This is a genomic window from Sphingomonas oligoaromativorans (assembly GCF_011762195.1).
GTDB lineage: Bacteria > Pseudomonadota > Alphaproteobacteria > Sphingomonadales > Sphingomonadaceae > Solisphingomonas > Solisphingomonas oligoaromativorans.
Genome location: NZ_JAASQK010000008.1, coordinates 1 through 26,796, shown reverse-complemented (window position 1 = coordinate 26,796; position 26,796 = coordinate 1). Strand labels below are relative to the sequence as shown.

Here is a 26,796-nt window from a genome sequence, read left to right as displayed (position 1 = left end):
GATCTCTTCCCTCAATGCCGGGGCTTATAGTCTGGCAGGCGGCCGCCGCCGAGCACGCCGCCGGCACCGCCCGAGTTGAGCTTGTTGGCGGTCATGGTCAGCGCCTCGGCCATTTCGGACAGGTCGCGGACGAGCTGGTCGATCTGCGGCGCGGTATCCTTGCTGAGCGTCTGCACGCCCGGCCGCGCGTCGTTAATCATCGCGTTCAGGCTGTCCGCGCTCTGCTGGGCGGATTTCACCGCCTTGTTGAGATTGGTCATCAGCGGGCGGCCCTGCTGATCGAGCAGATCGTTGGTGGTGCCGGCAAGCTTGCCGAATTGCTGCGCGGCATCGCCCGCCTGCTTGATCGCGACCTGCGCGTTGGCGAGCGTCTGCTTCAACTGCGGACCTTGGCTGGCGAGATCGGTCGACAGCGTGTCGAGATTGGCGAGGATGTGGTGGATCGAGTTCTGGTTGCGATCGTCGAGAAGCTGGGTGACGCGATCGGTCAGCGCCTGGAGCTTCTTGAGCAGTTCCGGCGCGGAGTTGAGCAGGCCGGCGAGCGCGCCCGGTTTGGTGGGGATCACCGGCACGCCGAACGGCCCGATATCGGTGATCGGCGGCTGGCCCTTGGTGGCGCCGCCGAGGTTGATCTGGCTGACGCCGGTGAAGCCCACGCCCGCCACGGTGGCGGTGGTGCCCTTCAGGACCGGCGTGTTCTCGTCCACCGAGATGCGCACGCGCACCAGCTCGGGCGTGTCGGGGAGCAGCTTGATGTCGTCGATCTTGCCGACGGGCACGCCCGAGAAGTTGACCGCCGAGCCCTTGGCCAGACCATCCACCGAATTGGGGAAGAAGATGTCGTACTGGCGCTGATGGCCGTTGCCGACCTGGCTCATCCACACGATGAAGGCGAGCGCCACGGCCAGAATCGCAAGCACGACCCCGCCGACGAGCACATGGTTGGAGCGGGTCTCCATCAGTCGGTCATGCCCCTGTTATCGCCGCCATCGTCCGCCGATGCCGGTGCCGGTTTCCGGGCGGCCTCGCGCTCGGCGGACGTTTCGGCCGCCCGGCCGCGCGGGCCGTTGAAATATTCCTGAATCCACGGATGATCCAAAGCCAGCAGCTCCGGGATCGTTCCGACCGCGACCACCTTCTTGTCCGCCAGCACCGCGACACGGTCGCAGATCGCATAGAGCGTATCGAGATCGTGGGTGATGAGGAACACGGTGAGCCCCAGCAGATCCTTGAGCGCGCGGATCAGATCGTCGAACGCGGCCGCGCCGATCGGATCGAGCCCGGCGGTCGGCTCGTCGAGGAACAGCAGCTCGGGATCGAGCGCCAGCGCGCGGGCGAGGCCGGCGCGCTTCCTCATGCCGCCCGACAGCTCGGACGGATATTTGCTGGAGCTTTCCGCCGGCAGCCCGGTCGCCACGATCTTGTAGGAGGCGATCTCGTCGAGAAGCCGCTGGTCGATCGCGGGATAATATTCGTGGATCGGCACCTGCACGTTCTCGGCGACGGTCAGCGTCGAGAACAGCGCGCCGTTCTGGAACAGCACGCCCCAGCGGCGGCGGACGTCCTTAGTCTCGCTCTCGCCGCGATCGCGCGTCTGCTCGCCGAAGACGCTGATCTCGCCGGCGTCGGGCTGCTGGAGGCCGACGATCGAGCGCATCAGCACCGACTTGCCCGTGCCCGATCCGCCGACCACGCCGAGAATCTCGCCCCGCCGCACGTCGAGGTCCAGATCCTTGTGGACGACCTGATGGCCGAAGCTGTTGGTGAGCCCGCGCACGCAGATGACCGACGTTCCGGCCTCCGGCTCGGGCGGCTGCTTCCGGGCGGTCGCGTGGGTCGTCATATCCAGCCGATCGCCGTGTAGAAGATCGCGAAGAAGGCATCGAGCACGATCACGAGGAAGATCGACTGGACGACGGCCGCCGTGGTGCGCAGGCCGACCTCCTCGGCATTGCCCTCCACCTGCATCCCCTGGAAGCAGCCGGCCATGGCGATAATCATGCCGAACACCGGCGCCTTCAGCAGGCCGCCCCACAGGTCCGTCATCGGCACGACCTCGCGGATGCGCGCGACGAAGGTGACGGGCGGAATGCCGAGCTGGAGCCAGCACAGCAGCCCGCCGCCGACCAGCGCCACCAGCATCGCGTAGAAGGTGAGCAGTGGCATGGCGATCAGCGTGGCGATCACGCGCGGCAGCACCAGCGCCTGCATGGGGGAGAGGCCGATGGTGCGCATCGCGTCCACCTCCTCGGCCAGCCGCATCGATCCGATCTGCGCGGCGAAGGCCGAGCCCGATCGGCCGGCGACCATGATCGCCGTCATCAGCACGCCCAGCTCGCGCATGGTGAGGCGGCCGATCAGGTTGACCGTGAACACCTCGGCGCCGAACTGGCGGAGCTGCACCGCGCCCTGCTGGGCGATGACGATGCCGATCAGGAAACTCATCAGCCCGATGATGCCGAGCGCGTCGATGCCGACCACCTCGATCTGGCGGATCACCGCATTGCCGCGGAAGCGCCGGGGCGCGAGGATGACCTCCCACACCGCCACCATCGTCGCGCCGAAGAATTCGAGCAGGCCGAGCAATGTCCGCCCCGCGCTGATCGTGGCGGCGCCCACCTGCGCCAGCACGCGCTGGAAGGAGGGCGGCTGATCGGGCTGCGACTGGAAGGGCTTGTCGACCCCGCCGACCTTCTCGATCAGCTCGCGCGCCTTCTCGTCGCCGCCTTCGAGTGCGGCGCCATGATCGCGCTGGAGGCGGTGGACCAGCCACGCGCCGACCGTGTCGATTCGCTGGACGTCCGACAGGTCGACCCGCTCGGGCGAGGAATCCAGCGCTTCCAGCCGGTTCGGCACGGTGCCGAGCTGGGCCAGCGTCCACTGGCCGGTCAGGCGCAGCGTGCGGTCCTGCTCGGAGAAATCTGCGGGGTGAGGGCTCATGCGGGCGGGAGGATGCGGCAGATCATTACGGGCGGCAAGCGCTGAGAAGATCGGATTTTCATGAGATGCGCGACAAGACGAAACCTGCCAATAGGGCGACCATGGGAGTTTTTATGGACAGCAAGGTCTCTTTCCTCGAGGCCGGGCACAATGAGACGCGTGTGTTCGGCCTGTTGCCGGCCGAGCGCGCGCGCCGTTTCGCGACCAAGGCCAAACTGGCGGTGGCGGATCGGGTTCCGTCGGCGGGGCCGGTGATCGTCGCGGATATCGGCTTCGCCTGGGATCCGGCCTGGCTGGCGCATGTGCGCGATGCCGCGGGTCTGGCGGTGACGTGGCGGGGGCGGCCGGTGCTGGTCCATGCGGCGGACGCGGCCACGGCTGAGGCGGTCGTCGCGGCGATCGAGGCGGGGGCGCCGCTGCCGCAAGGGCTCGCCCTCACCGTGCAGGACGCGGAGACCGACGCCAGCCTTTACAACGCGACGCTGAGGAAGCGGGAGGACGCCTATCTGGCGCCGCTCACCCGCGATGCCGTGCCGACGATCGAGAAGGCGAGCTACGACGCCAGCTACAAGGGGGTGACCGATCTGCTCACCCTCTATCTGTGGCGGGGCGCGGCGTTCCACATCACACGCTGGGCGGCCTATGCCCGGATGACGCCGAACATGATTACCACGATCGGCGTGGCCTTGTGCATCTGGGCCTTCTTCCTGTTCAAGGAAGGGCATTTCGCGGCGGGCCTGCTCGTCGGGCTGGTCTTCATGGTGCTGGACACGGTGGACGGCAAGCTCGCCCGCTGCACCGGCACCAGTTCCGAATGGGGCAATATCCTCGATCATGGCGTGGACCTCGTCCATCCGCCCTTCTGGTATTGGGCGTGGGGCGTCGGGCTTGCCGGCTGGGGGCTGGCGTTCAGCCAGACGGAACTCTGGACGATCATGGCGGTGCTGGTCGCCGGCTATGTCGTGCAGCGGCTGATCGAGGGGGCGTTCATCGCCAGCTTCAAGATGCATATCCATGTGTGGGAGCGCACCGACAGCCGCTTCCGGCTGATTACGGCGCGGCGCAATCCCAACGTCGTGATCCTGTTCGCGAGCCTGGTGGTGTCGCGGCCCGACTGGGGGCTGCTGGCGGTGGCGTGGTGGACGGGGCTTTCCTGCCTCTTCCATCTGGTCCGTCTGGGGCAGGCCTATGCCCGGCGCGCGGGCGGCGGGGAGATCGTCTCGTGGCTGGCCTGACCGCGCTGCTGCTGGCCGGGCGTCGGCCGGGCGTCGATGCGCTCGCGGCGACGAGGGGGCAGACGCTGAAGGCGCTGATCCCCGTCGCGGGGACGCCGATGGTGGCGCGGGTCGTCTCCACGCTGCTGGCGAGCGAGGTCGGGCCGATCCGCGTGATGACGCAGGATGTCGAACCGATCGCCGCCGTGCTGCCGCCTGATCCGCGCATCGGCTTCCTGCGATCGGGCGCGGGCATCGCGCGCTCCATCGCGGCGGCGCTCAAGAGCGGCGAGGCGCCGTTCCCGCTGTTCGTCACCACCGCCGACCATGCGCTGCTCCGCCCCGAGACGATCGCGGAATTTCTGCGCGGAGCCGAGGGCGCGGACGTCGCCGTGGGGGTCGTCGAGCGCGCCGTGGTGCAGAGCCGCTTCCCGCAATCGAAGCGGACATGGCTGCGTTTCCGCAAGGGCGACTGGACGGGGGCGAACCTCTTCTACTTCGCGAGCGCATCGGCGCTGCCCGTGATCGAGACATGGGCCTCGGTGGAGCAGGATCGCAAGAAGGGCTGGAAGCTGATCGCCAGGTTCGGGCCGATGCTGCTGCTGCGCGCGCTCACCCGCACCATCACGCTGCACGATGCCGTCGCGAAGGCGGGGCGGCGGATGGGCGCGAATGTCCGCATGGTGGGGCTTGGCGATCCGCTGGCGGCGGTCGACGTGGACAAGGTGTCCGACCTCGAACTGGCCGAGGCGGTGTTGGAAGGGCGGGCGTGACGGGCGTTCAGGAGATCGCGATCTACGATATGGACCGCACCATCACGCGGACGGGCACCTACACGCCGTTCCTGATCCACGCCGCGCTGGCCCGTGCGCCGTGGCGGTTGCTGCTGCTGCCGGTCGCGCTGCTGGCGATGCTGGGCTATGCGCTCAAGCTCTTCACCCGCGCTCGGCTCAAGGAGATCAACCAGAGCCTGTTGCTGGGGGCCGAAATCTCCCGCGCCGATCTGGAGCCGGTGACGGCCAGCTTCGCCGACCGGGTGATGCGGCTCAACACGCTGCCCGGCGCGCTCCGCCAGATCGAGGAGGATCGCGCCGCCGGCCGCCGCCTCGTGCTCGCCACCGCCTCCTACCGCCTTTATGTCGAGGCGATCGCCGCGCGGCTGCGCTTCGACGACGTGATCGCCACCAACTCGATCCTCGGCCTCGACGCGCGGGTGACCGCGAAGATCGACGGCGAGAATTGCTACGGCCCCGCCAAGCTCCGCATGATCGAGGACTGGTTCCAGCGGCAAGGGATCGACCGCTCGAAGGCCCATGTCCGCTTCTATTCGGACCATGTATCCGACGCGCCGGTGATGGAATGGGCCGACGAGGCCTTCGCCACCACGCCCAGCCCGAAGATGCGCGCGCTCGCGGTGCAGCGCGGCTGGCCGGTGCTCGACTGGACCGCCTAGCGGGCGGGGACGTAATAGGCGCCGCGCTGGTCATAGGGGCGGCCGTCGATGCTCACCATCATCGATCCCCATTGGTCCTTTGGCCCGACGCTGACCGAGCGGCCGCACACCGGCGTCTCGAAGAAGCTCGACCACGGCCCGGCGCGGGACTGCTCGTAGATCTGGATCGCGCTCGCGCCGGGGCAGCGGGGCGAGGGCTCGGCGGCGACCACCTGCCGGTTGGGGCCTTCGTAGAGCGTCATATGGCCGAAGCAGGCCCTGGGGTGGCCGCCGACCGCCAGCTTCTCACGGGCGACCAGCTTGCGCCCGGCATCGGCCTCGGGGCCGGAACAGGCGAGGGCGACGGGCCTGCCCATCGGCGTGGGCGGAGCGGCCTCCGCGGCCGGGACGGCGGACAGGGCCGTCAGGCACAAGACGATCGGACGCATGGCGATCTCCCCCGTGGCAAGGCCGCGAGCGTCGCATGAAGCGCGCCCGCGGCCAAGCGACCCGGAAGGGGTATCAGACCGCTTTCAGCGCCTGATCGAAGTCGGCGATGAGATCGTCCGCATTCTCCACGCCGATCGAGATGCGCACGAGATTGTCGGTGATGCCCAGTTCCTGCTTGCGCTGATCGGGCACCGACAGATGCGTCATCGCCGCCGGGCAGGACGCCAGCGTCTCGGTGCCGCCGAGGCTGACCGCGAGCTTGGCGATCTTCAGGCTGTCGAGGAAGGCGAAGCTCTCGCGCTCGCCGCCCTTGAGATAGAGCGAGAAGGTCGATCCCGCGCCGGTGCAGTGGCGCTTGTAGATGTCGGCCTGCCGCGTGCCGTCCTGAAGGAAGCCGAGATAGCCGACGCTCTCCACCTTGGGATGATCGCGGAAGAAGGCGCAGACCTTCTCGGCATTCTCGCCCGCGCGGCTCATGCGCAGCTCCAGCGTTTCGAGGCTGCGGAGCAGCATCCACGCGGTGTTGGGATCGCAGATCGTGCCGATCGTGTTGCGCATCATGCGGATCGGGTTGATCCACGCCTTCGCGCCGGTGACGCCGCCGGCGACGAGATCCGAATGGCCGCCGGCATATTTGGTGAGGCTGTAGACCACGAGGTCCGCGCCATGGCGCAGCGGCTGCTGCCAGAGCGGGCCGAGGAAGGTGTTGTCGATCGCGATCGGCGGCTTGCTCTCGCCCAGCAGGCGATCGCGCACGCGCGACACGGCCTCGATGTCGACCAGCGCGTTGGTCGGGTTCGCCGGGCTCTCCAGATAGATCAGCGAGACGTTGCCCTGCGCCTTGGCCTTTGCGACCACGGCCTCGATCTCGGCTTCGGTGGCGCCGGCCGGGAAATCGAGGAAGGTCACGCCGAAGCGGCCGAGGATGCGGCCGATCAGCGTCTCGGTCGCGGCATAGAGCGGGGCGGAGTGGACGATCACGTCGCCCGGCTTCACCAGCGCCAGCATCAGCGTCGCGATCGCCGACATGCCGGAGGAGAAGACCAGCGCGTCCTCGGCCTCGTCCCAGATGCCGAGGCGATCCTCGAGAATCTCCTGATTGGGGCCGTTGAACCGCGAATAGACGAGGCCGTCCGCGCCGCCGGGGCGCTTGCCGGTGACGCCCTCGAAGTGGCGCTTGCCGGCCGCCGCATTCTCGAACACGAAGGTCGAGGTCAGGAAGATCGGCGGCTTGAGCGAGCCTTCCGACAGCATCGGATCGAAGGCGTGGCCCATCATCAGCGTCGACGGGCTGAGCTTGCGGCCGCCCACTTCGAGCACGTCCGCCTTGGGGCGGCGGCGCGGGGTGGCGCCGGTGAGATCGGCTTCGGTTTCGGGGTTTTTATGGTCTGTCATGCGATCCTCTCGGAGTCGTCGCGCAGCGACGCTATGGTGCTCCTCTAGCCGATTGTGGGAGACAATCCGATGCCGATCGCGATCGTTTCAGTGCCCGTGAAGGATCAGGCCGCCGCGCGCGACTGGTACACCGGGAAAATGGGCTTCACCCTGCTGCGCGACGAGGCGATGGGGCCGGAAATGCGCTGGATACAGCTCCAGCCCAGGACCGGCGGCTCGACCATCGCGCTGGTGACATGGTTCGAGGGGATGGCGGCCGGCGGCTTGCAGGGCGTGATGCTGCATGTGCCGGATATCGACGCCGAACATGCCCGGCTGCGGCAGGCGGGCGTCGAGGTGTCGCCGATCGACGAGCAGCCCTGGGGGCGCTTCACGATGCTGCGCGATCCCGACGGCAATGGCTGGATCGTAGCGCAGCTCAGCAATCCGGGCGAGGTGGCGTCGACGCTGGCTTCGAAGGGGTCGGGGTAATTGAAACGATAATGGGTTCAGAATCACTGGACCCATGTCCGACGCCATGGAAACTGACCGCGACTGGTTAGGATGGGTCTCCATGCAATTTCTGGTGCGTTTCGTACATGCGGCGCTGGTCGTCGTCGTCGGCTTGGCGATCGGCAAAATGTGCCAATATACGGCAATCGAGTATCTGGAGGATCGCCTCGGGTTCAACATCGCGTCGATAATCGGGATCGTGCCGTTCATAACCCTGCTGGTCTATTTGAAGGTCAGGCATCCCCGTTGGCTAGCGTACCGGCCGGCGACCATCGCGCCTAAAGCCCGATCAGCGCGATCTGGCGGCCATAGCCTGGCTCGCCGCGATGGGTCGCGCGGCGGTAGCTGAAGAAGCGGGCCTCGTCGGCATAGGTGTCGAGGCCGAGCGCCTCGATGCGGCGCACGCCCGCGTCGGCGAGGCGGGAGGCGACATAGGCCTCGATGTCGAACTGGTGATGCCCCTCGCGCCGGCCGGAGAGGAAGAAGCGCTCATTGGCCGCCTCCGCCTCGCAGAAGCGCGCGAGGAAGGCGTCGTCCACCTCATAGCTGCGCTTGCCGATGCACGGGCCGATCGCGGCGGCGATCCGCGCGCGGTCGGCGCCGAGCCTCTCCATCGCCTCGACCGTCGAGCCGACGACGCCGCCGATCGCGCCCTTCCACCCGGCATGGGCCGCGCCGACCACGCCGGCCTCGGCGTCCGCCAGCAGCACGGGCACGCAGTCGGCCGTCAGGATGCCGAGCAGCAGGTCCGGCCGGTCGGTGACGAGCGCGTCGGCATGGGGGCGGGCGTCGTCGGGGAAGGCGTCGGCCACCACGGCGGTGGCGCTGTGGACCTGATGGACGGTGGCGAGCATCGCGCCGGGCTTTACCGCGTCCACCGCCCGCCGGCGGTTCTCAGCGATGGCGGCGCGGTCGTCGTCCGAGCCCCAGCCGACGTTCAGGCCCGCATGGATGCCCTCCGACACGCCGCCCCTGCGGCCGAGAAAGGCGTGGGGGGCGCCGTGCAGAGCCTGCGACCGGATGGTTTCGACGCTCACAGCTTCATGCTCCACACGGGATCGTTGTCGATATGATCGCCCACCGTGAAGGGGTGGAAGCCGATCGGCGCCATCCCGTAGCGGGCGTAGAAGCGCTGGGCGCGATGATTATGCTCCCATACGCTGAGCGAGAGATGATCCGCCCCCTGCGCACGGGCGGTGGCGATCGCCCAGTCCATCAGCGTCGCGGCGATGCCGGCACCCTGCCAGGGCTTGAGCACATAGAGCTGCTTCAGCTCGGCCGAGCCTTCGGGCGCGGGCGGCAAGGTGCTGGGGCCGAGCTTGGCGAAACCGGCGATCCGGCCGCCGTCCACCGCGAGGCGGATCGCAAGGCCGGGCGTGCCGATCTGCGAAGGCAGGCCCTCGGGTCCGAACGCCGAGGCGATGAAGGCCTCCATGTCCTCGGCCTTGTAGAAGGGGCCGAAGGTCTCGACGAAGCAGCGGGATGCCATCTCCGCGAGGGCGGGGCCGTCCTCGGGGCGGGCGTCGCGATAGTCGATCATGCACATCCTCCGGGTGTCGGCCAGCCGGGCGCGGTCAGCGCCAGCGCCTTGAACAAGGTGCCCATCTCGTCCGGCGCGCAGAGGCGGCGCCAGGCGGTTTCGATCTCGGGCTGGCGCTCCGGCGCGGCGCGGGCCAGCGCGGCGGCGCGGGCGGCGATGCCGAGCGCTTCGAGCAATGCGCCCTGCGTCACCACCTTATGCGCGATCGCCCCTTCGGCGCGGGCGGCGTCGGCCAGCGCGGCGAAGTCGACATGGGCGGTCAGATCCTGCTCGCCCGGCGCGTCGAACGGATCGACGAAGCGGTGGCGATGCAGCGCCTGCAAGGTGTCGCCGGCGAGCGGCCCCTCATAGCCATAGTCGATCGCCAGCAGCGCGCCGCCCTGCGCCGCGATCCGCGCCGCCAGTTCGCGTAGCACCGCGACCGAGGCGGGCGACGTCTCCACCACCTCGCCATCTCGCAACGTCTCGGGGATCACCGCGTCGAAGCGCTGCTCGCCGAGCGTGGGGACGAGGCGGGTGCCGTCCCAATCGACCATCCGTTCGCGCCAGCCGCTGTCGGAGCGGAGGAGCTGGCGGATCGGCAGCGCGTCGAAGAACTCGTTGGCGATGACGATCAGCGGCCGGTCGGCGGGGAGCGATCCGACATCGTCATGATGCGTCGCGCCCGGCAGGCGCTCAAGCTGCGCCCGCCGCAGCACCGGGCTCGTCTCGACGAGATGGACCGGCGGCGCCAGCCCCGCCTTGCCCATCGCGCGGAGCGCGTCGGCCGCGAGCGTGCCGCGCCCCGGCCCCAGCTCGACATAGGCGCAGTCGGAGGCCCCGGCGCGCAGCGCGAGGTCCGCCGCCCACAGCCCGATCAGCTCGCCGAACATCTGGCTGATCTCGGGCGCGGTGGTGAAGTCGCCGGCCGCGCCCAGCGGATCGCGCGTGGCGTAATAATGGGCGTTGGCCAGCGCCATATACTGGGCGAGCGGGATCGCCCCGCCGCCCGCGATCAACCGCCGCAGCCGCCCGCCGAAATCCTCAGGCGACGCTGGCATCGCCCGCCACCGGCTCCACGCGCTGGCGGCGGCCCTTGGCGGTCAGCACGACGTAAAGGCCCACGAGGATCATCGGCACGCACAGCCACTGGCCCATGTGCAGATGCGTGACGCGGGCGAACTCGACGAGCTGCTCGTCCGGCTCGCGGAAGAATTCGACGATGAAGCGGAACACGCCATAGCCCAGCACGAAGCTGCCGGCGAGGAAGCCCGGCTTGTAGCGCGCATCGCTCTTCCAGAAGAGCAGGCTCAGGATCGCGAACAGGACGAGGCCTTCCAGTCCCGCCTCGTACAGCTCGCTCGGGTGGCGCGGCACGTCGCCGGCGCCGGGGAAGACGATCGCCCAGGGAACGGTGGAGGGCTTGCCCCACAGCTCGCCGTTCACGAAGTTCGCCAGCCGCCCGAAGAACAGCCCGATCGGCGCGACGCAGGCGATATAATCGGTGACGCGCAGCCAGTTCAGCCCCTTGCGGCGGCAATAGAAGAGGATGGCGATCAGCACGCCCGCCGCCCCGCCATGGAAGGACATGCCGCCCTCCCACAGCTTGAAGATCTCCACCGGGTGCTGGAGATAATAATCCGGCCGGTAGAACAGCACATAGCCGATCCGCCCGCCGAGCAGCACGCCCAGCGTCGCGTCGAACACGAAATCGTCGGCATGGCGCCGCGCCATCGGCGCGCCCGGCTGGTCGAGCAGCTTCAGCAGATACCACCAGCCGGCGAGGATGCCGGTGATATAGGCCAGCGAATACCAGCGGACCGCGACCGGACCCAGTTGCAGAGCGATCGGCGACAGGCCGAGCGATGTCCAGTGCGTGAAGGCGTTGGGGTCGACAGGAGGCAAATCGGCGGTCCTCGGGCTATGAGCCCCATCCTTTAGAGGGGCGGGGCCTCAGCGGAAAGACCTTCCGGTTCGCGTGGACGCGCCCTATCAGGCGGACATGACGGCTGGGATTTCGCGACGGCAGCTTCTGATCGGCGGGGGCGCCGGCATCGGCCTCATCGTGGCGTGGGCGGCGTGGCCGCGCCGCTATGGCGCGCATCCGGCGGCGGCGCCGGGCGAGACGGTGATGGGGCCGTTCCTCAAGATCGGCGTGGACGGGCATGTCACCATGATCGTGCCCCAGGCCGAGACGGGGCAGGGCGCATGGACCGCGCTCCCCCAGATGCTCGCCGACGAGCTGGGCTGCGACTGGCGGACGGTGGCGGTGGAGCCCGCGCCGATCGGGCCGCTTTATGCCAACCGCCTCGCGGTGGAGGAACTGGCGGCGGATGTGTCGCCGGTGCCGATCCGCAAGGTCGCGGTGCGGATGGCGGGCCGCTGGGCGGCCGATCATGGCGCGATGCTGACCGGCTTCTCCACCTCGGTGCGCGCCTTCGAGCGGCCGATGCGCGCGGCGGGGGCGACGGCGCGGGCGCTGCTCTGCATGGCGGCGGCGAAGCGCTGGGATGCGGACTGGCGCGCCTGCGACACTGAGGGCGGCTTCGTGGTGCGCGGCAACGACCGGCTGCGCTTCGCCGAGCTGGCCGCCGAGGCCGCCTCGCTCACCCCGCCGCGGACCCCGCCGCTGCGTGCGCCCGGAGCGGGCGGGCTCGCCGGCCAGCCTCTCCCCCGGCTTGACGTGCCCGCCAAGATCGACGGCTCGATGCGCTTCGCCGCCGACGTGCGCCTGCCCGGCATGGTGTTCGCCGCGATCCGGCAGGCACCTCCGGGCCGCAGCCGCCTCGTCCATCTCGACAGGGAGGCGGCGCGGGCGGTGCCGGACCTGATCGCGATCCTCGACAATCCCGGCTGGGTGGCGGCGGTGGGCGACAATGGGTGGGCGGCCAACCGCGCGCTCGACAGGCTCGCCCCGCGCTTCGAGACGCAGGGCGGGCTCCCCGACACCGCCTCGATCGACGCCGCGCTGGCCAAGGCGCTGGCGGCGGACGGCGACCCGATCCTCTCCCACGGCACGCCGGACAGGCTGCTCGGGGATCAGGCGATCCATGCCGACTATAGCGCCGGCCTCGCCGCCCACGCCGCGATCGAGACGCCCGCCGCCACCGCGCGGTTCGCCGACGGCCGGCTGGAGCTGTGGGTCGGCACGCAGGCCCCCGCCGCCGCCCGTGCCGCCGCCGCGCGGGCGATCGGCATCGCGGAGGGCGACGTGATGCTCTATCCGATGCCGCTCGGCGGCGGCTTCGGCGCGGGCTTCGACACGCGCCCGGCCGAGCAGGCGGCGATCCTCGCGCAGAAGCTCGGGCGGCCGGTGCAACTGATGTGGTCGCGCGTCGAGGAGTGCCTGCACGATCGCTTCCGCCCGCCTGCCCGCGCGCGGCTGTCGGCGGCGCTGGGGCCGGGCGGCACGATCGCCGCGTGGCGCGCCCAGGTCGCGACCCCGGCGACGATCCGCGACATGGTGGCGGGGCTCACCCCCTCGCTCCCCATCGGGCATGGCGGCGAACCGGCGGCGGTCGACGGGATGCTGCCCGGCTATGCCATCCCCGCCTTCGCGATCGACCATCACCCCGCCGACATCGGCCTCCCCACCGGCGTGCTGCGCGGCGAGGCGGCGGGCGTCACCACCTTCTTCGCCGAGAGCTTCGTCGACGAGCTGGCGCTCAAGGCCGGGGCGGACCCGCTGTCCTTCCGCATCACCCTGCTCGGCGCCAATCCGCGCCTCGCCCACTGCCTCTCGACCGCCGCGACGCTCGGCGGCTGGGAGGGCGGCGGCAAGGGGACGGGGCAGGGCCTCGCCTGCTTCGCGGGCTATGGCAGCTTCATCGCGGTGATGGCGGAGGCGCATGTCGGCGCGGACGGGCGGATCGCGGTGACCCGGCTCACCGCCAGCGTCGATTGCGGCCGGGTGGTGAACCCCGCCCTCGTCCGCCAGCAGATCGAAGGCGGCCTGCTCTTCGCGCTGCCCGCCGCGATCGGCGATCCGATCACCGTCACGCGCGGCCTTCCCGACCAGCGCCGTCTGGCCGCGCTCGGCCTGCCGAGGCTCGCGGAGACGCCCAGCCTCCAGATCGACATCGTGGCCTCCACCGCCGCGCCGGGCGGCGTCTCGGGCCTCGCCGTGCCGCCGGTCGCGCCGGCCATCGCCAACGCGCTGGCCGCCGCCACCGGCCGCCGATCCCGCACGCTTCCGCTGAGTGCCGCCGCATGACCATGGCCGTCCCCTCCATCGAGCCTCGCCGCATCGGCGTGCTGCTCGTCAACCTCGGCACGCCGGACGCGGCCGAGCCGGGCGCGGTGCGCCGCTATCTCGCGGAGTTCCTTTCCGACAAGCGGGTGGTGGAGATCCCGGCGGTGCTGTGGAAGCCGATCCTGCACGGCATCATCCTGCGCACCCGCCCGAAGAAATCCGCCCATGCCTATGCCCAGGTGTGGCGCGCGGACGGCTCCCCGCTCGCCGCGATCACGCGGCTTCAGGCGGCGGCGCTCAGGGATGCGTTCGGGCCGCAGGTGATCGTCGACTATGCGATGCGCTACGGCAACCCGGCCATCGCGGATCGGCTGGCGGCGCTCAAGGACCAAGGCTGCGATCGCATCCTGATCGCGCCGCTCTACCCGCAATATTGCGCGGCGACGACGGCCACCGCCAACGACAAGGCGTTCGAGGCGCTGGCGGCGATGCGCTGGCAGCCGGCGATCCGCACGCTGCCGCCTTATCATGACGATCCCGCTTATATCGGTGCGCTGGCGGCGTCGGTGCGCGCCTCGCTGGAGCGTCTCGATTTCGAGCCGCAGGCGATCGTCGCGAGCTTCCACGGGATGCCGCAGCGGACGAAGGAGCTGGGCGATCCCTATCACGACCATTGCCGGACGACGGCGCGCCTTCTGTCCGAAGCGCTCGGCCGCGAGCTGATCCTCGCCTTCCAGTCCCGTTTCGGGCGGGCGAAGTGGCTGGAGCCCGCCACCGACACCACGCTCGAAGCGCTGCCGGGCAAGGGCATCACCCGCGTCGCCATCGTCGCGCCGGGCTTCTCGGCGGATTGCGTCGAGACGCTGGAGGAGCTGGCGATCCGCGGCCGCGAGAGCTTCGAGCGGGCGGGCGGCCAGCGCTTCGCCTATCTTCCATGTCTGAACGATGACGGCCCCGGCATCGACATGTTGCGAATTGTCATAAAGCGGGAACTTGAAGGCTGGATGAGGCTTCCCTAGGCTTTCGACGTCCTGAGAATGTGGGAGAGGCAAATGAACCGCGTAGCAATCGTGACCGGCGGAACCCGTGGGATCGGCGAGGCGATCAGCGTCGCGCTGCGCGACATGGGGGTGAAGGTCGCCGCGAACTATGCGGGGGACGACGCCAAGGCGCAGGCCTTCACCGAGAAGACGGGCATCCCGGCCTATAAATGGGATGTGTCGGATTTCGACGCCTGCCATGCCGGCGTCGAGAAGGTGGAGGCCGATCTCGGCCCCGTCGACATCATCGTCAACAATGCCGGCATCACCCGCGACAGCACCATCCTCAAGCAGAGCTATGAGCAGTGGAAGGCGGTGATCGACACCAATCTGGGCGGCTGCTTCAACATGGCGAAGGCGACCTTTCCGGGGATGCGCCAGCGCGGCTGGGGCCGGATCGTCAACATCGGATCGATCAACGGGCAGGCGGGCCAGTACGGGCAGGTGAACTATGCCGCCGCCAAGTCCGGCATCCATGGCTTCACCAAGGCGCTGGCGCAGGAAGGCGCGAAGTTCGGCGTGACGGTCAACGCCATCGCGCCGGGCTATATCGACACCGACATGGTCGCCGCCGTGCCGGAGGACGTGCTGGAGAAGATCGTCGCCAAGATCCCGGTCGGCCGCCTCGGCCATGCCTCGGAGATCGCGCGCGGCGTCGCCTTCCTCATCGCGGAGGATGGCGGCTTCATCACCGGCTCGACGCTGTCGATCAACGGCGGCCAGCACATGTATTGAGGAGGGATCGGGTGGCCGGTCCGGTCAAGCGCTCGGTCGCGATCGCCGGCCACTCGACCTCGATCAGCCTGGAGCCCGTGTTCTGGCAGGCTCTGGTGGAGGCGGCGGCCGAGCTGTCGCTGCCCCTCTCCGCGCTGGTGGCGCGCATCGACGCCGAACGCATCGAGGCGGACGTGCCCGCCAACCTCGCCAGCGCGATCCGCGTCTGGCTGTTCGAGCGGGCGCGTGTTGGAAATGCGGGCGCGGCTCTCCCGCCGACGGGGATCGTGGAAGGATAGCGGCCGGCGCGTCCCTGTTGCACGCACCCGGTTTGCGGGCCTCTTCTGGACCCGCGGGCGTCTGGGACGCCCGGTTCGGCGGACCTTTGCGAGGCTTGCCCTGAACATTGCAACGGGCAGGCGAGCAAAGGCTGGCCATGGATGATGGAGCGAAGCGCTTCGGCTGATACCCGGATGACTTCGCGCCGGCCGCCCGGGGTTTCAACCCGGACCTTGCCCCGCCGCGACGTGATCGGGGCCGCGGAAGGACGGGCAGCTTGTAACCTATCTGGTGAAAAATGTCAAGAGGGTATCGCGCGCGTTACCGCTGTAGCCGGATGCCGTGCGATCGCAACGCGGGCGAAATCCCGGCGCGGCACGGTGTTCCGCGTCATGGCCCCGCCGTTGGGGCCGAGCCGGGATATAGCGATGGATTTCTACCGAGGTGACGACCGCCCGCCCCATGACCCCGTGCTGAGCACGCGGGGCTTTACCGCGAAGCCGCCCGCGCAGACGATGTCGGGCGATGAAGCGCGGGCGTTTCTCCAGAACATGGCGGGAGGCCCTGCCGAGATCGGCATGGTGTGGCGCAGCCAGACGCCGGGCGGGCTGATCGCGACGTCGATGATCGAGGATGGCGCGTTCACCCAGTTTCGCCATTTCTACAAGATCACGATCCCGGACGAGGAGATCACGCTCCGCCTGCTGACGCGGCGGAAGACGCTGGGCGCCAATGTTCAGCATTCCTCGGCGCTGAGCACGCGGGATTATTTCGTTCTGTTCAACAATGGCAATTATGATGCCGCCGATCTGATCGGCTTCTGCCATGGCCAGGTCCAGAGCAAGGAAGTGACCTTCCTGACGGCGATCCCGGCGCGTTACATCGCGGGCTTCCGGCAGTCGGCCTATACCGGACGGCCGGACGTGCCGTTCATCCCCTTCAGGCGCCTCGGGGACCTTCCCCGGAAAGGCCTCGCCTAGGCACGGCCCGGAGTTCCTCCCCCGCACGTGGAGGAGGAACTCCGGCGCCGCTTATTCCGCGCCCGTCTCGACGTGGCGGGCGAGCAGGATGCGGGCCTGCGCCGCCACCTGCGCCAGCATCGCCGGCGTCACGCTCGCGGCGGTGCGGGCGCGCTGGACGAGGCGGGCGAAGCGATCGACGCGGACCTGATGCTGGCCCAGCCACTGGTCGACCAGCGCCACCGGGCCGGCCTTCCCCGCGCGCGACAGGAAGTCGAGGCGGAGCTGCTCGAAATCGCGGGCGAGGCCGGCGGTCAGCAGGCGCTCCCACGGATCGGTCGGCGCGGCGCGCTGGGCGGCCGCCTTGGCCCAATCGAGCCCGAGCGCCTCGCCGAGGCGGACATAGGCGGCCACCACGTCGATCTCGCTCCAGCCCTGACGCGCGGCGAGCGAGGCGGTCGCGATCGCGCCGTCCAGCTCGTAAAGGCGGGCGACACGCTCGGCCAGCGCGGGGCTGGCACCCGTCTCCACGAGCCGGTTGCTGATCTGGGCGGTGGCGCCGCGCACCTCGGCCTTGACCAGCCGGTCGACCTCCTTGTCGAGCCGCGCCACGCCGGGGGCCAGCGCGGCGGCCATCTCGCCGGGCAGCGCCTGCGGGTTGGCGACGCGCAGCAGGTCCGCGATGTGCAGGCGGATCATCCGCGCCGCGACGTCGAGCAGCTCGAGGCGGCCCGTCTCGGGCATCGGCTCGGCCTCGATATCGGCGAAGAGCCGGGTCAGGCCGAAGATCGTGTCGCAGGCGAGATAGGCGCCGGCGACGCGGGCGAGGCCGACGCCTTCCTCCTCCGACAGCTCGAACGGGGCGACGAGGCCGAGGCGATTGACCACGCCGTTGGCGACCTTGGTGGCGATGATCTCGCCGCGCAGGCGGTGGCGGTCGATCGCGTCGCCGAAGCGGGCCTGCATCGGGGCCGGGAAGGCGCGGTGCAGGATCGGCGAGAGCGTCGGGTCGCTCGTGATCGGCGAGGCCTCGATCGCGGCCTGGAGCGTCAGCTTGGCGTGGCTGAGGATCACGGCCAGCTCGGGGCGGGTGAGGCCATGGCCGTCCTGCGCGCGGCGGGCGAGCTCGTCATTGCCCTTCAGCCCCTCCACCTTGCGGTCGAGGCGGCCGGTGGATTCGAGATCGACGATCACGCCGACCTGCGCCGGCAGCGCCGCCGGCCCGCCACGCTCGGCCGAGGAGAGCGACAGCGTCTGGAGGCGGTTGTCCTCCAGCACGATGGCCGCCACGTCGTCGGTCATGCTGGCGAGGAAGGCGTTGCGATCCTCAAAGGAGAGCCGCCCTTCCGCCATCTCGGCGTTGAGCGCGATCTTGATGTTGACCTCGTTGTCCGAGCAGTCGACGCCCGCCGAATTGTCGATGAAGTCGGTGTTCGAACGCCCGCCGAGCAGACCGAACTCGATGCGGCCGGCCTGCGTGGTCGAGAGGTTCGCGCCCTCGCCGATCACCTTGCAGCGGAGCTGGTTGGCGTCGACGCGGTTGGCGTCGTTGGCCGGATCGCCCGCATCGCTGTGGCTCTGGGTCGAGGCCTTGATGTAGGTGCCGATGCCGCCGAACCACATCAGGTCCACCGGCGCCTTGAGGATCGACTGGATCAGCGTGGTGGGATCGTAGGTGCCGGGCTCGATGCCGAGCGCGGCGGCCGCCTCGGCGGAGACCGGGATCGCCTTCTGGCTGCGCGGGAAGACGCCGCCGCCGGCCGAGATCAGCCTGGCCTCATAATCCGCCCAGCTCGACGCCGGGAGCGCGAACAGGCGCGCGCGCTCGGCCCAGCTCTTCGCCAGATCGGGGTTCGGATCGAGGAAGATATGGCGGTGATCGAAGGCGGCGACGAGCTTGATCGTCTTCGACAGCAACATGCCGTTGCCGAACACGTCGCCCGACATGTCGCCGCAGCCCGCCGTCACGATCGGATCGGACTGCACGTCGACGCCCATTTCGGCGAAGTGCCGCGTCACCGACACCCACGCGCCCTTGGCGGTGATGCCCATCGCCTTGTGGTCATAGCCGTGGCTGCCACCGGAAGCGAAGGCGTCGCCCAGCCAGAAGCCGTGCTCGACCGCGATCGCGTTGGCGATGTCGGAGAAGGTGGCCGTGCCCTTGTCGGCGGCGACGACGAAATAGGGGTCTTGCCCGTCGCGGATGCGGACATGCTCGGGATGGACCACCGCGTCCGCCACGATGTTGTCGGTGACCGACAGCAGCGAGCGGATGAAGATGCGGTAGCTCTCCGTGCCCTCGGCCAGCCAGGCCTTGCGGTCGGCGGGGGAGGGGAGTTGCTTGGGATAGAAGCCGCCCTTGGCGCCGGTCGGCACGATGACGGCGTTCTTCACCACCTGCGCCTTCATCAGGCCGAGGATCTCGGTGCGGAAGTCGTCGCGGCGATCGGACCAGCGCAGGCCGCCGCGCGCGATCGGGCCGCCGCGCAGATGGATGCCCTCGACGCGCGGCGAATAGACCCAGATCTCGCGCCACGGGCGCGGCGCGGGCAGGTCCGGCACGGTCGCGCTGTCGAGCTTGAAGGCGAGCGCCTCCTCGGCGGCGGGCGCGAAGGCGTTGGTGCGCAGGATCGATTCGATCAGCCCGCGCATCCGGCGCAGGATGCGATCGTCGTCGATCGCGGCGACGGCGACGAGGCCCTCGTCGATCGCGGCGAGCGCTTCCCTGGCCTTCTTCTCGGAAGCGTGCTTCGGGTCGTGGCGGGCGTCGAACAGCTCGACGAAGCCGCGCGTCACCTGCGGCGCGCGGGCCATCGCGTCGGCGACGGTGATGAGGCCGTAGTTGAGGCCGGTCTGGCGCAGATAGCGGAACCAGGCGCGCAGCAGCACGACGGCGCGCGGCTCCAGCCCGATGCCGACCAGCAGCTTGTTGAAGCCGTCATTCTCGGCGCGGCCTTCGAGCACCTGCGCGATCGCCTGCTCGGCGACGGCGGCGCGGGCCATCAGCGTGTCGGCCGATCCCTCGGGCGCCTGGAGCAGGAATTCGTGGATATGGCCGAGCTTGCCGCCGTCGAGCGCGGTCGGCATCTCCTCCAGCACGACGAAGCCGAAATTCTCCAGCACCGGCACCACGTCGGACAGCGGCACCAGCCCGCCCGTGCGATAGATCTTGAGATGGAGGCGGCCCTCATCCTCGCCGGCGCGGGCGAAGAGGCGGGCGGCGCGATCGGCGTCGCTGCCCAGGCCGGACAGGCGGATGATGTCGTCGGCGGCCTCGGCGGCATCCGAGCGGCCGCGATAGCCGGCCGGGAAGGCCCCGGCATAGCCGAGCGCGAGACGGGCGGCGCGGCTGGCGCCGACACGCTCGGTCAGCGCGCCCTCGACGGCCGGAGCCCAGCCGCGCACCATCTGCTCCAGACGGCGATCGAGCGGCTCGGCATCGGGCAGGGTGGCGCCCGCCGGCAGCGCGATGGTGTAGCGCAGCAGCGCCATGTCGCCGTCGCCGAGGTCGATCGCCCAGTTGACGAGGCGGCCCGAGGCGGCCTCCGCGATCATCCGGCCGAGCGCCTCGCGGCGGCTGGTGGTCAGCTCCTCGCGCGGCAGCCAGACGAAGGCGAAGAGATGGCGGCGCAGCACGTCGTCGATCAGGATCAGCTTCGGGCGCGGCCGGTCGGCGAGCGACATGGCGGTGAGCGCCACCTGCTTCAGCGCGCGCGGCGCGAAGGCGATGATGAGGTCGTGCGGCAGCTCGTAGAGAACGTGGCGCAGCGCCTTGCCGGCATGGCTGGCCGGATCGAAGCCCAGCGCCTCCTCCAGATCGGAAAGGCGGCGGCGCAGCAGCGGCACGCGATCGGGGCGCGTGGCGAGCGCGTTCGACGTCCACAGGCCGAGATGGATGTCGAGGCCGGTGACGCGCGGCCCGTCGCGGTGCGGCAGCACCACCATGTCGAGCGGCAGGCGGCGGTGGACGGTCGCGACGCGATCGGCCTTGAGCAGCAGCGGCGCCTCGTTGCCCGCCTCGAACCAGGCGATGGCGGCGGCGCGGGCGGCGTCGCCCCACACGGCGGTGGCATCCGAGCGGGGGATGCCGATCGCGTCGGCCAGCGTGCCGTCAGCGGCTTCGCGGCGATAGCCGAGCAGCGTCATGTTGCCGTCGAGGAACCAGCGCAGCAGCGCCGCGCCCTCGCCGTCGGGCAGGCGGTCGGCGCCTTCGCGCAGGGCGTGCTGGAGCATCGGCCAGTCCTCGACCGCGGCGCGGACATGCGAGAGCACGTCCTCCAGCTCGTCGACGATGGCGCGGCGATCCTTGGCGTCGGCGCGCTCGATCTCGAGATAGATGATGGACTCGCGGCGCTCGCCCTCGGTGCGGGCGGGGAGCAGGCCGGTGAGGCGCCCCTCGGCATCGCGGCGCACCGCCACGATCGGGTGGAGCAGGCGGTGGACGGCGAGGCCCCGCGCGGCGACCGCGGCGGCCACCGAGTCGACCAGGAAGGGCATGTCGTCATTGACGATCACCAGCCGCATCAGGCGACGGCCGCCTTCGCCGCCGATCGATTCGAGCGCCACGCTGGGCTGGCCGGCCGCACGGCGGGACGCCGTCTGCGCGACGAAGGCCGCGGCGGCCCCGCCATCCTCTTCGCTGAAGCCGTCGGTTTCGCCGGGAAGCGCGTCTGCCGTCAGGATCGCCGCGATTTCCGCGGCGAACGCGTTCGCGTCCTCCGCCTGTTTGCCGGAAGCCGTTTCGCTCGCCACAGATGCCGTCATTTTCGCTCCGCTCCTTGCGCGGTATGCCCGTTGATCGGGGCTGGTTTCGGGGTCGCTATGCGCCCGTCAGCGGCGCTTCTCAACCCCGCATGGCGCTGAGCAACGCCGCCCTTGGCAAGGGCTGTTCTAGCGGATCATTGTTGCGTTTGGCTGTCGCTGTCAGCGCGTGATCTTGCGGATCGCGCGATCGACCAGAGTCGCTTCCTCGGGCACCGGCGCGATGACGGCGAGGCGGCCATTCTCCTCCCGCCGCGCGAGCAGCAACACGAACTCGCCCGGATCGGACGGCAGGTCCAGCATCGCCTGCGGCTCCACCTTGCGCAGCGCCGCGCGGGCGATCTCGGCATGGCTGGGCGGGGCGGAGGCGGGCTTGCGCGCGACGCGCTCGGCCGCGACCATCGCCTTCAGGCCGCCCGGCTGCATGTCGATATGGCTGGCGAGCGCCCCCGCGCCGAGGCCGATGCGGCGGGCATGGGAAAGCGCGGCGGCGAATTCGGTGGCGCGCGCCTTGTCGACGCCCATGCCGAAGATGAGCTTGATGACCGCCGTCATCGGCGCGCGGGCCTGCGCCTTGATGCCCGAATCGTCGAGCAGCTCGGCATATTCGTCCGGCCGCACCTCGGAGAGCAGCGCGAAATCATAAGCGAGGCCCAGCGCGCGATAGAGCGCGGCGCGGCTCGACAGCCGGGCGCCCTGCGCGCGCTCGGCCTGTTCGCGCGCGGCGGCGAGATGATCCGCCAGCGCGGCATTGTGGCCGGGCAGGACGATGTCGGGCTCGCCCTCTTCCCCGCCGAGCGTCAGCCGCAGCGGCGAATCGTCGAGCCCGCTGCCCGGCCCGTCCGCCCACAGCGGGGCGTCGACCGGCTCCAGCGCCTGCCCCACTTCGAGCACCAGCTCGGCGGCGATATCGGCCTCGGCCAGCTCCTTCCAGTTGATGACGCCATAGACGTGGTCCACCGTTTCGTCGTCGGTGGAGAAGGGCATCAGGATGCCGCGATAGAGGGTGTTGTGGCCGCGCTGGCTGACGAACTCCGCCTCGAAGCCGATCGGCGCGCGGTTGGCGAGGATCTGGAGATAATGATCGGTCAGCCGGCTGAGCAGCGAGCGGCTCGGCACATCCTCGATCGACCGGATCTCGTCCGCCACCCCGCATTCGAGGCGCAGCGTGTCGCCCAGATAGGCGATGGCGGGATTCTCCGCGCCGCCGCTGAAATCGAGCAGCACCGAATGCGGGCCGAAATCGCCGGCATCCCGCGGATCGAGATCCCGGATCGACGGATAGGTGCGCCCGCGCAGCAGCGAGACCCAGAAATTATAGGCGCGCACATGCATCCGGCGTTCGTCGCCACCGATCTGCGGCGGACGCTCGGGCTCGATGTCGGCTTCATGATCCTCGCGATCGGGGTCTGGCCCGACCGCTCTGAGCTCGTCCATCCAGCGCACTCCACACCACCGCGCGACACCTGTCGCACGGGCCGGACTATGACCATCCCTCGTCATGGTTGAAATAGGGTAAAGCTGCGACGAGGCGTCTTGTGCTTCGTAAAACGCGCTGCTAGAGGCCCCGGCACCGGCGAGCCGCCTTAGCTCAGCTGGTAGAGCATCGCATTCGTAATGCGGGGGTCACAGGTTCGAGTCCTGTAGGCGGCACCAGAACATCCCTGGAACATGGCTACAAAATCGCAGAAATCTGCGGTATACTGAGCCTCGGATGGTCCCAGATTTTCCCACTATGTTCCGCTGTGGTCCACTGAAAAGGGACCACGAAACGAGGGACCACGAAAAGCTCAGGAGGGCGTGGTCCCATGCTGACGGTGGTCCAGATCCGGGCGTTGAAGCCCGCCGACAAACCCTACAAGGTCGCGGATGTTGATGGGCTGTTCCTATTGGTGCAGCCGTCGGGGGCGTTGCTCTGGCGCTTCCGGTTTCGGGCGCATGGCATCGAGAAGAAACTGTCGCTTGGCAGCTTTCCCGAGGTTTCCCTCCAGGAAGCGCGCAAGCTCAGGGATTCAGCGCGCGCCAAGCTGATCGACGGTGTCGATCCGGTGGAGGAGAAGCGGCAGCGTAAGTTGGAAGCCGAGGTCGCCGCACGCACGACGTTCAAGCTCGTGGCCGAGGAATATATCCAGAAGATGGAACGGGAGGGTAAATCCCCGGCGACGCTCAAGAAGGCGCGGTGGTTCCTCGACCTGCTCGACAGGGACATCGGCAAGCGCCCGATCTCGGCGATCACGCCGCATGAACTGCTGGACTCGCTTAAGCGGGTTGAACGGCGTGGGCATCATGAGACCGCACAGCGTCTCCGGGCATTTGCAGGACGCGTCTTCCGTTACGGTTTCGCCACGCTGCGCACGGAGCGCAATCCTGCCGACATCCTGCGCGGCGCCTTGGTCGTTCCACGTGTCAAGCATCATGCCGCCATTCTTGATCCCAGGAAGGTCGGCGAGCTTCTGCGCGCAATCGACGGTTATGAGGGGCGTCCGGAGAATCGCTTTGCGCTACAGATCGCACCCCACGTTTTCCTGAGGCCGGGCGAGCTCCGTCAGGCGAAATGGGGCGAGATCGATTTCGCCGAGAAGGTGTGGCGTGTTCCCGCCGAGCGGATGAAGATGAAGCAACCTCATACCGTGCCGCTTTCGCAGCAATCGCTGTTCCTGCTCGAAAGGCTGCGCGCGCTCGGTAACCGAAGCGAGTTTCTATTCCCGGCCCTTCATACCTCTCAACGTTCGATCTGCGAGAACACTCTCAATACCGCCATTCGGCGCATGGGATATGGTCAAGACGAGATGACCAGCCACGGGTTCAGGGCGATCGCGAGTACGCTGCTAAACGAATCTGGCCTCTGGCATCCCGATGCGATCGAGCGGGCGCTTGCGCACGGGGAAAGGGACAAGGTTCGTGCCGCTTACCACCGCGGCGCCCATTGGGATGAGCGAGTCCGCATGGCTCAATGGTGGTCGGATCATCTCGACCAGTTGAAGGTCGGCGGCAAGGTGGTGAAGGTGCGCTTTCGGAAGCGGGCGTAACTTAACGCTGACGGCCGTTCCGATCAGTCCGCCTTGGCGTGAAAGCAGGGCGTCATTGACACTTGTTACGGCCGCGGGTCTTTATGGGCGAACGCCAAAAGGAGCGGCGCGCGAATGTTATATTGCGGCCGCGATTGGCAGCCCACGATCATAAGGCGTGTCATCGAACCCTTATTCAGCAGTACGCGGGTGGTGAAGGTCGCCACGGATGCCGGCATCGGATTCATCAAGGGCCTGGGCAATCCGCAGGGCAATGAAAGCCTCGCACTGGAACTGGTTGGATCGGAGTTGGCCGTTGCGGCTGGGCTGACCGTGCCTCCGTTCGCGATCATCGATGTCTCCGAAATTGAGATCCCCATGTCCAATGGAGGAACCGTTGGTTTCGGTCCCGCCTTCATATCAAAGGAGTTGAGGGGCCAGACCAGCGATGGCAGCGACACCTTTCCCAAGCGGATGATCAACCGGCAAGATATGGCGCTTTTGGTGATGTTCGACACATGGGTGCGGAACTTCGACCGCTGTCCGCCTGAGGATTATTACGATCCCTCGCCCAGACGAGATAACCTCTTTTTCACGCCTCGTAGACGAAAGTTCGAGATGGTCGCCTTCGACCACACGCACTGTTTCGTGGAAGAGGATCTTGCGGGCGGTCTGGCCGGAACCCATTTTATCGAGGATGATCGCGTGTACGGGGTTTTCCCGGAATTCCGGCCCTATCTGACTGAACGTCTGTTGCGGAGGGCTGCGGCCGCCGTTGCTCAGATTGACGCTGACGTCATCGAGGCGATAGTGGGATCCGTCCCACACGCGTGGGGGCCGTCCGCTCATGTGCGCGAGCGCTGGGTCGAGCAGATTTTCGAACGAGGTAAGAGGGTTGAGGAATATGTGTTCGCACGACTCGTGCCCCAGCTTCAGATGAAGGTCTGAGACGATGGCCGCTCAATCAAAGGGAATGTACGCACTGATCCAGTTCAGCCCCGTGCCCGAACGCATGGAGTTTCTGAACATAGGCCTGCTCATGCTTGTCCCGGACCAGCGGTTCGTGGGCATCCGCTTTGCGCGCGGACAATCTCGCCTCGATCGCGTCTTTGGACGCCAGCCGAAGGTATATATCGAAGCGATCAAAGACTCGTTTGAGAACCGACTGCGGCAGGAGATCGCGAAGGGCCTCGAAAGCGGATACGACGAGTTCGTGCGGCGTCGAGCGAATGATATCCGCCTTTCTCCCCTGCTTCCCGTACTCGTGGGCGATGCAGAAGCGGAATTTGAGAACCTCTTCGATGAGCTGGTGGGCGACGACGACAAGTTGGCCCGCGAGCCTCGGATCCGCCGCAAGCTCCGGGAAGCCTTCGAAGAGAACCGGGTCGAGATGTTGCTCGATAAGCCCGAGGAAGTGGAACTGCCTGAGTATGGGATGAAGGTCTCCGTTCCCTACGGTTACCAAAATGGCTGCTACAATTTCATCGACGGGATGCGCATTCCACGGAATGTGAACGACGGTCTGCGAGAGGCCGGGAAGCGCGCCATGGAAGGCGGCCTCATTTGGAAGCATTTCCAGAACGAGCCGATGTGCAAGCGCCTGGTCGTCGTCGGAGACTTTTCAGAGCAGTCCAACGGCTTCTATCACGCCGTGAGCGACCAATTTGAAGGCGCCAACGTTCGGCTTTACCGCCTCGATGATTTGCGTCCGCTATTCAACGACATCATCGAAAATGCCGAGTTGCATGGCAGAATCGCTCACTGATCGATCGGAATAGCCGAGCTTCCCGACTGCCCGCCCGTGAGCCCGCGATGCGGCGATTCCTGTAGCTGAACGACATTTTGTCAGAGGAATTGTCACATCGCAGTGATTGCAGGTCCGGTGTGGATCAGCTTCCGCGCTCAAGTGACATGGGGTCTTCAAGCCAGCCGTTCACAGCGGATTCTCGCCAGCCCATACAGCGCTCGGCGATCCGAATCTGTCTGGGAAAGACGCCCGCCTGCATCTTCCGATAGAGCGTGGAGCGGCTGAGACCGGTACGCGCGAGTACCGTTCTGATGCGCAGGATGCGGTCGGGTTGATCGGACATGCGGAACTCCCGTCTGTGGGTTGGACGCGAGCGACGAGATTAAGACGTCCGAGTTCGTCCCTGAACCACCTTGCTGCCCATTCTTGCCCGTTCTTCCCCTCGCGCCTCGGCGGATCCGGGCCGAGGCGTCTCGCTGACGCGACCGGGCTCTACTCCGCTTGACGCTCCATCGAGCCGCTGGCGCGTCTCGCCGGCTTCGCCGTGACGATCCCTGACGCTGTCAATCGGCGTCCAAAAGGGACCCCCTATAGGCGTCGAAAAGGGACCCCTTTGAGAGGCGAGTGGCGGTTGTCCCGGTAGTCCATAGGAGG

General features: G+C 68.4%; 25 protein-coding genes and 1 tRNA gene. 14 read left to right on the top strand and 12 right to left on the bottom strand.

The genetic code is table 11. From position 1 onward, the window contains the following. Window positions 1-11: 11 nt before the first annotated feature. Genes FHS98_RS15060 through FHS98_RS15050 form a run of 3 tightly spaced genes read right to left on the bottom strand, consistent with a single transcriptional unit; the run spans window position 12 to window position 2,940 of the window. Window positions 12-959, bottom strand: a complete 948-nt coding sequence (locus FHS98_RS15060) for an MlaD family protein (RefSeq protein WP_167106891.1) — start codon at window positions 957-959, stop codon at window positions 12-14. Further along, entirely contained in the window at window positions 959-1,843 is an 885-nt protein-coding gene (locus FHS98_RS15055) for an ABC transporter ATP-binding protein (protein ID WP_167106888.1), read from the bottom strand. The genes FHS98_RS15060 and FHS98_RS15055 overlap by 1 nt, the downstream gene beginning before the upstream one ends. Then, window positions 1,840-2,940, bottom strand: a complete 1,101-nt coding sequence (locus FHS98_RS15050; protein WP_167106885.1) for an ABC transporter permease — start codon at window positions 2,938-2,940, stop codon at window positions 1,840-1,842. The genes FHS98_RS15055 and FHS98_RS15050 overlap by 4 nt, the downstream gene beginning before the upstream one ends. A gap of 113 nt (window positions 2,941-3,053) precedes the next feature. On the opposite strand from FHS98_RS15050, the gene FHS98_RS15045 reads away from it, so the two are divergent. Genes FHS98_RS15045 through FHS98_RS15035 form a run of 3 tightly spaced genes read left to right on the top strand, consistent with a single transcriptional unit; the run spans window position 3,054 to window position 5,607 of the window. Continuing rightward, window positions 3,054-4,175, top strand: coding sequence for a CDP-alcohol phosphatidyltransferase family protein (locus FHS98_RS15045; RefSeq protein WP_167106882.1), 1,122 nt, complete (start codon window positions 3,054-3,056; stop codon window positions 4,173-4,175). Then, complete coding sequence (locus FHS98_RS15040) at window positions 4,163-4,927, top strand: NTP transferase domain-containing protein (protein WP_167106879.1); 765 nt, start codon at window positions 4,163-4,165, stop codon at window positions 4,925-4,927. Before FHS98_RS15045 ends, FHS98_RS15040 begins: the two co-directional genes overlap by 13 nt. 29 nt (window positions 4,928-4,956) lie before the next feature. Next, complete coding sequence (locus FHS98_RS15035; protein WP_167107311.1) at window positions 4,957-5,607, top strand: HAD family hydrolase; 651 nt, start codon at window positions 4,957-4,959, stop codon at window positions 5,605-5,607. Here the strand turns inward: FHS98_RS15035 and FHS98_RS15030 are convergent. Both FHS98_RS15030 and FHS98_RS15025 read right to left on the bottom strand, forming a co-directional pair. Beyond that, a complete protein-coding gene (locus FHS98_RS15030) occupies window positions 5,604-6,035 on the bottom strand; it encodes a hypothetical protein (RefSeq protein WP_167106876.1) in 432 nt (143 codons plus the stop codon). The two genes, FHS98_RS15035 and FHS98_RS15030, sit on opposite strands and share 4 nt — an antisense overlap. A gap of 73 nt (window positions 6,036-6,108) precedes the next feature. Then, the gene (locus FHS98_RS15025; protein WP_167106873.1) at window positions 6,109-7,431 is read right to left on the bottom strand and encodes a cystathionine gamma-synthase family protein; all 1,323 of its coding nucleotides are present in this window, start codon (window positions 7,429-7,431) and stop codon (window positions 6,109-6,111) included. A 69-nt stretch (window positions 7,432-7,500) separates the two neighbouring features. Here FHS98_RS15025 and FHS98_RS15020 point away from each other — a divergent pair, with 69 nt between their 5' ends. After that, a complete protein-coding gene (locus FHS98_RS15020) occupies window positions 7,501-7,902 on the top strand; it encodes a VOC family protein (RefSeq protein WP_167106870.1) in 402 nt (133 codons plus the stop codon). A 34-nt stretch (window positions 7,903-7,936) separates the two neighbouring features. Continuing rightward, window positions 7,937-8,272 carry a hypothetical protein gene (locus FHS98_RS15015; RefSeq protein WP_167106867.1) on the top strand — a complete coding sequence of 112 codons (336 nt, stop codon included), beginning with the start codon at window positions 7,937-7,939 and terminating at the stop codon, window positions 8,270-8,272. On the opposite strand, the gene pgeF is transcribed toward FHS98_RS15015, so the two are convergent. From pgeF to lgt, 4 genes are read right to left on the bottom strand one after another with little or no spacing between them, the layout of a single operon-like run. After that, window positions 8,202-8,960 carry a peptidoglycan editing factor PgeF gene (gene pgeF, locus FHS98_RS15010; protein ID WP_341786079.1) on the bottom strand — a complete coding sequence of 253 codons (759 nt, stop codon included), beginning with the start codon at window positions 8,958-8,960 and terminating at the stop codon, window positions 8,202-8,204. The genes FHS98_RS15015 and pgeF overlap by 71 nt on opposite strands. Continuing rightward, the gene (locus FHS98_RS15005; protein ID WP_167106861.1) at window positions 8,957-9,463 is read right to left on the bottom strand and encodes a GNAT family N-acetyltransferase; all 507 of its coding nucleotides are present in this window, start codon (window positions 9,461-9,463) and stop codon (window positions 8,957-8,959) included. The genes pgeF and FHS98_RS15005 overlap by 4 nt, the downstream gene beginning before the upstream one ends. After that, the gene (locus FHS98_RS15000; RefSeq protein WP_243848047.1) at window positions 9,460-10,503 is read right to left on the bottom strand and encodes a class I SAM-dependent methyltransferase; all 1,044 of its coding nucleotides are present in this window, start codon (window positions 10,501-10,503) and stop codon (window positions 9,460-9,462) included. The genes FHS98_RS15005 and FHS98_RS15000 overlap by 4 nt, the downstream gene beginning before the upstream one ends. Beyond that, window positions 10,487-11,347: a prolipoprotein diacylglyceryl transferase gene (gene lgt / locus FHS98_RS14995; RefSeq protein WP_167106858.1), complete on the bottom strand. Its 861-nt coding sequence runs from the start codon at window positions 11,345-11,347 to the stop codon at window positions 10,487-10,489. Before lgt ends, FHS98_RS15000 begins: the two co-directional genes overlap by 17 nt. Window positions 11,348-11,444: 97 nt before the next feature. Between lgt and FHS98_RS14990 the strand changes: the two genes are divergently transcribed. The 5 genes from FHS98_RS14990 to FHS98_RS14970 all read left to right on the top strand — a co-directional run bounded on the left by FHS98_RS14990 (window position 11,445) and on the right by FHS98_RS14970 (window position 16,647). After that, window positions 11,445-13,655: a molybdopterin cofactor-binding domain-containing protein gene (locus FHS98_RS14990; protein ID WP_167106855.1), complete on the top strand. Its 2,211-nt coding sequence runs from the start codon at window positions 11,445-11,447 to the stop codon at window positions 13,653-13,655. A gap of 2 nt (window positions 13,656-13,657) precedes the next feature. Continuing rightward, window positions 13,658-14,653 (top strand): ferrochelatase, encoded by a 996-nt coding sequence (gene hemH / locus FHS98_RS14985; RefSeq protein ID WP_425057352.1) that lies wholly within the window; start codon window positions 13,658-13,660, stop codon window positions 14,651-14,653. Window positions 14,654-14,686: 33 nt separating this feature from the next. Beyond that, window positions 14,687-15,409 (top strand): acetoacetyl-CoA reductase, encoded by a 723-nt coding sequence (phbB, locus tag FHS98_RS14980; protein WP_167106849.1) that lies wholly within the window; start codon window positions 14,687-14,689, stop codon window positions 15,407-15,409. A gap of 11 nt (window positions 15,410-15,420) precedes the next feature. Next, the gene (locus FHS98_RS14975) at window positions 15,421-15,687 is read left to right on the top strand and encodes a ribbon-helix-helix domain-containing protein (protein ID WP_167106846.1); all 267 of its coding nucleotides are present in this window, start codon (window positions 15,421-15,423) and stop codon (window positions 15,685-15,687) included. Between the two features lie 408 nt (window positions 15,688-16,095). Continuing rightward, window positions 16,096-16,647, top strand: a complete 552-nt coding sequence (locus tag FHS98_RS14970) for a hypothetical protein (RefSeq protein ID WP_208402298.1) — start codon at window positions 16,096-16,098, stop codon at window positions 16,645-16,647. Between the two features lie 51 nt (window positions 16,648-16,698). Here the strand turns inward: FHS98_RS14970 and FHS98_RS14965 are convergent, their stop codons facing one another. Together FHS98_RS14965 and FHS98_RS14960 are read right to left on the bottom strand one after the other, a co-directional pair. Then, window positions 16,699-21,390, bottom strand: coding sequence for an NAD-glutamate dehydrogenase (locus tag FHS98_RS14965; RefSeq protein ID WP_208402297.1), 4,692 nt, complete (start codon window positions 21,388-21,390; stop codon window positions 16,699-16,701). Between the two features lie 159 nt (window positions 21,391-21,549). Further along, window positions 21,550-22,824 (bottom strand): PAS domain-containing protein, encoded by a 1,275-nt coding sequence (locus FHS98_RS14960; RefSeq protein ID WP_167106841.1) that lies wholly within the window; start codon window positions 22,822-22,824, stop codon window positions 21,550-21,552. A 143-nt stretch (window positions 22,825-22,967) separates the two neighbouring features. Here FHS98_RS14960 and FHS98_RS14955 point away from each other — a divergent pair. From FHS98_RS14955 to FHS98_RS14940, 4 genes are all read left to right on the top strand, one after another. Then, window positions 22,968-23,043: transfer RNA gene (locus tag FHS98_RS14955), tRNA-Thr, on the top strand. A 152-nt stretch (window positions 23,044-23,195) separates the two neighbouring features. Next, window positions 23,196-24,416 carry a tyrosine-type recombinase/integrase gene (locus FHS98_RS14950; protein ID WP_167106838.1) on the top strand — a complete coding sequence of 407 codons (1,221 nt, stop codon included), beginning with the start codon at window positions 23,196-23,198 and terminating at the stop codon, window positions 24,414-24,416. A 189-nt stretch (window positions 24,417-24,605) separates the two neighbouring features. Beyond that, a complete protein-coding gene (locus FHS98_RS14945; RefSeq protein ID WP_341786078.1) occupies window positions 24,606-25,343 on the top strand; it encodes a HipA family kinase in 738 nt (245 codons plus the stop codon). A gap of 25 nt (window positions 25,344-25,368) precedes the next feature. Continuing rightward, on the top strand, window positions 25,369-26,160 hold the full coding sequence (locus tag FHS98_RS14940) for a DUF3037 domain-containing protein (RefSeq protein ID WP_243848046.1): 792 nt from the start codon (window positions 25,369-25,371) through the stop codon (window positions 26,158-26,160). Window positions 26,161-26,284: 124 nt separating this feature from the next. Here FHS98_RS14940 and FHS98_RS14935 read toward each other — a convergent pair whose 3' ends face one another. Continuing rightward, window positions 26,285-26,485 (bottom strand): helix-turn-helix transcriptional regulator, encoded by a 201-nt coding sequence (locus tag FHS98_RS14935; RefSeq protein ID WP_167106835.1) that lies wholly within the window; start codon window positions 26,483-26,485, stop codon window positions 26,285-26,287. Window positions 26,486-26,796 lie beyond the last annotated feature (311 nt).

Coding starts and splice junctions, on each gene's coding strand:
- FHS98_RS14960 (WP_167106841.1), bottom strand. CDS start 22,824: ATGGACGAGCTCAGAGCGGTCGGGCCAGACCCCGATCGCGAGGATCAT.
- FHS98_RS14990 (WP_167106855.1), top strand. CDS start 11,445: ATGACGGCTGGGATTTCGCGACGGCAGCTTCTGATCGGCGGGGGCGCC.
- hemH (WP_425057352.1), top strand. CDS start 13,658: ATGGCCGTCCCCTCCATCGAGCCTCGCCGCATCGGCGTGCTGCTCGTC.
- FHS98_RS15000 (WP_243848047.1), bottom strand. CDS start 10,503: ATGCCAGCGTCGCCTGAGGATTTCGGCGGGCGGCTGCGGCGGTTGATC.
- FHS98_RS15045 (WP_167106882.1), top strand. CDS start 3,054: ATGGACAGCAAGGTCTCTTTCCTCGAGGCCGGGCACAATGAGACGCGT.
- FHS98_RS15060 (WP_167106891.1), bottom strand. CDS start 959: ATGGAGACCCGCTCCAACCATGTGCTCGTCGGCGGGGTCGTGCTTGCG.
- FHS98_RS15055 (WP_167106888.1), bottom strand. CDS start 1,843: ATGACGACCCACGCGACCGCCCGGAAGCAGCCGCCCGAGCCGGAGGCC.
- phbB (WP_167106849.1), top strand. CDS start 14,687: ATGAACCGCGTAGCAATCGTGACCGGCGGAACCCGTGGGATCGGCGAG.
- FHS98_RS15025 (WP_167106873.1), bottom strand. CDS start 7,431: ATGACAGACCATAAAAACCCCGAAACCGAAGCCGATCTCACCGGCGCC.
- FHS98_RS15015 (WP_167106867.1), top strand. CDS start 7,937: ATGTCCGACGCCATGGAAACTGACCGCGACTGGTTAGGATGGGTCTCC.
- FHS98_RS14940 (WP_243848046.1), top strand. CDS start 25,369: ATGTACGCACTGATCCAGTTCAGCCCCGTGCCCGAACGCATGGAGTTT.
- FHS98_RS14965 (WP_208402297.1), bottom strand. CDS start 21,390: ATGACGGCATCTGTGGCGAGCGAAACGGCTTCCGGCAAACAGGCGGAG.
- FHS98_RS14935 (WP_167106835.1), bottom strand. CDS start 26,485: ATGTCCGATCAACCCGACCGCATCCTGCGCATCAGAACGGTACTCGCG.
- FHS98_RS15030 (WP_167106876.1), bottom strand. CDS start 6,035: ATGCGTCCGATCGTCTTGTGCCTGACGGCCCTGTCCGCCGTCCCGGCC.
- FHS98_RS14950 (WP_167106838.1), top strand. CDS start 23,196: ATGCTGACGGTGGTCCAGATCCGGGCGTTGAAGCCCGCCGACAAACCC.
- FHS98_RS14970 (WP_208402298.1), top strand. CDS start 16,096: ATGGATTTCTACCGAGGTGACGACCGCCCGCCCCATGACCCCGTGCTG.
- FHS98_RS15035 (WP_167107311.1), top strand. CDS start 4,957: ATGGACCGCACCATCACGCGGACGGGCACCTACACGCCGTTCCTGATC.
- FHS98_RS15050 (WP_167106885.1), bottom strand. CDS start 2,940: ATGAGCCCTCACCCCGCAGATTTCTCCGAGCAGGACCGCACGCTGCGC.
- FHS98_RS15020 (WP_167106870.1), top strand. CDS start 7,501: ATGCCGATCGCGATCGTTTCAGTGCCCGTGAAGGATCAGGCCGCCGCG.
- FHS98_RS15005 (WP_167106861.1), bottom strand. CDS start 9,463: ATGATCGACTATCGCGACGCCCGCCCCGAGGACGGCCCCGCCCTCGCG.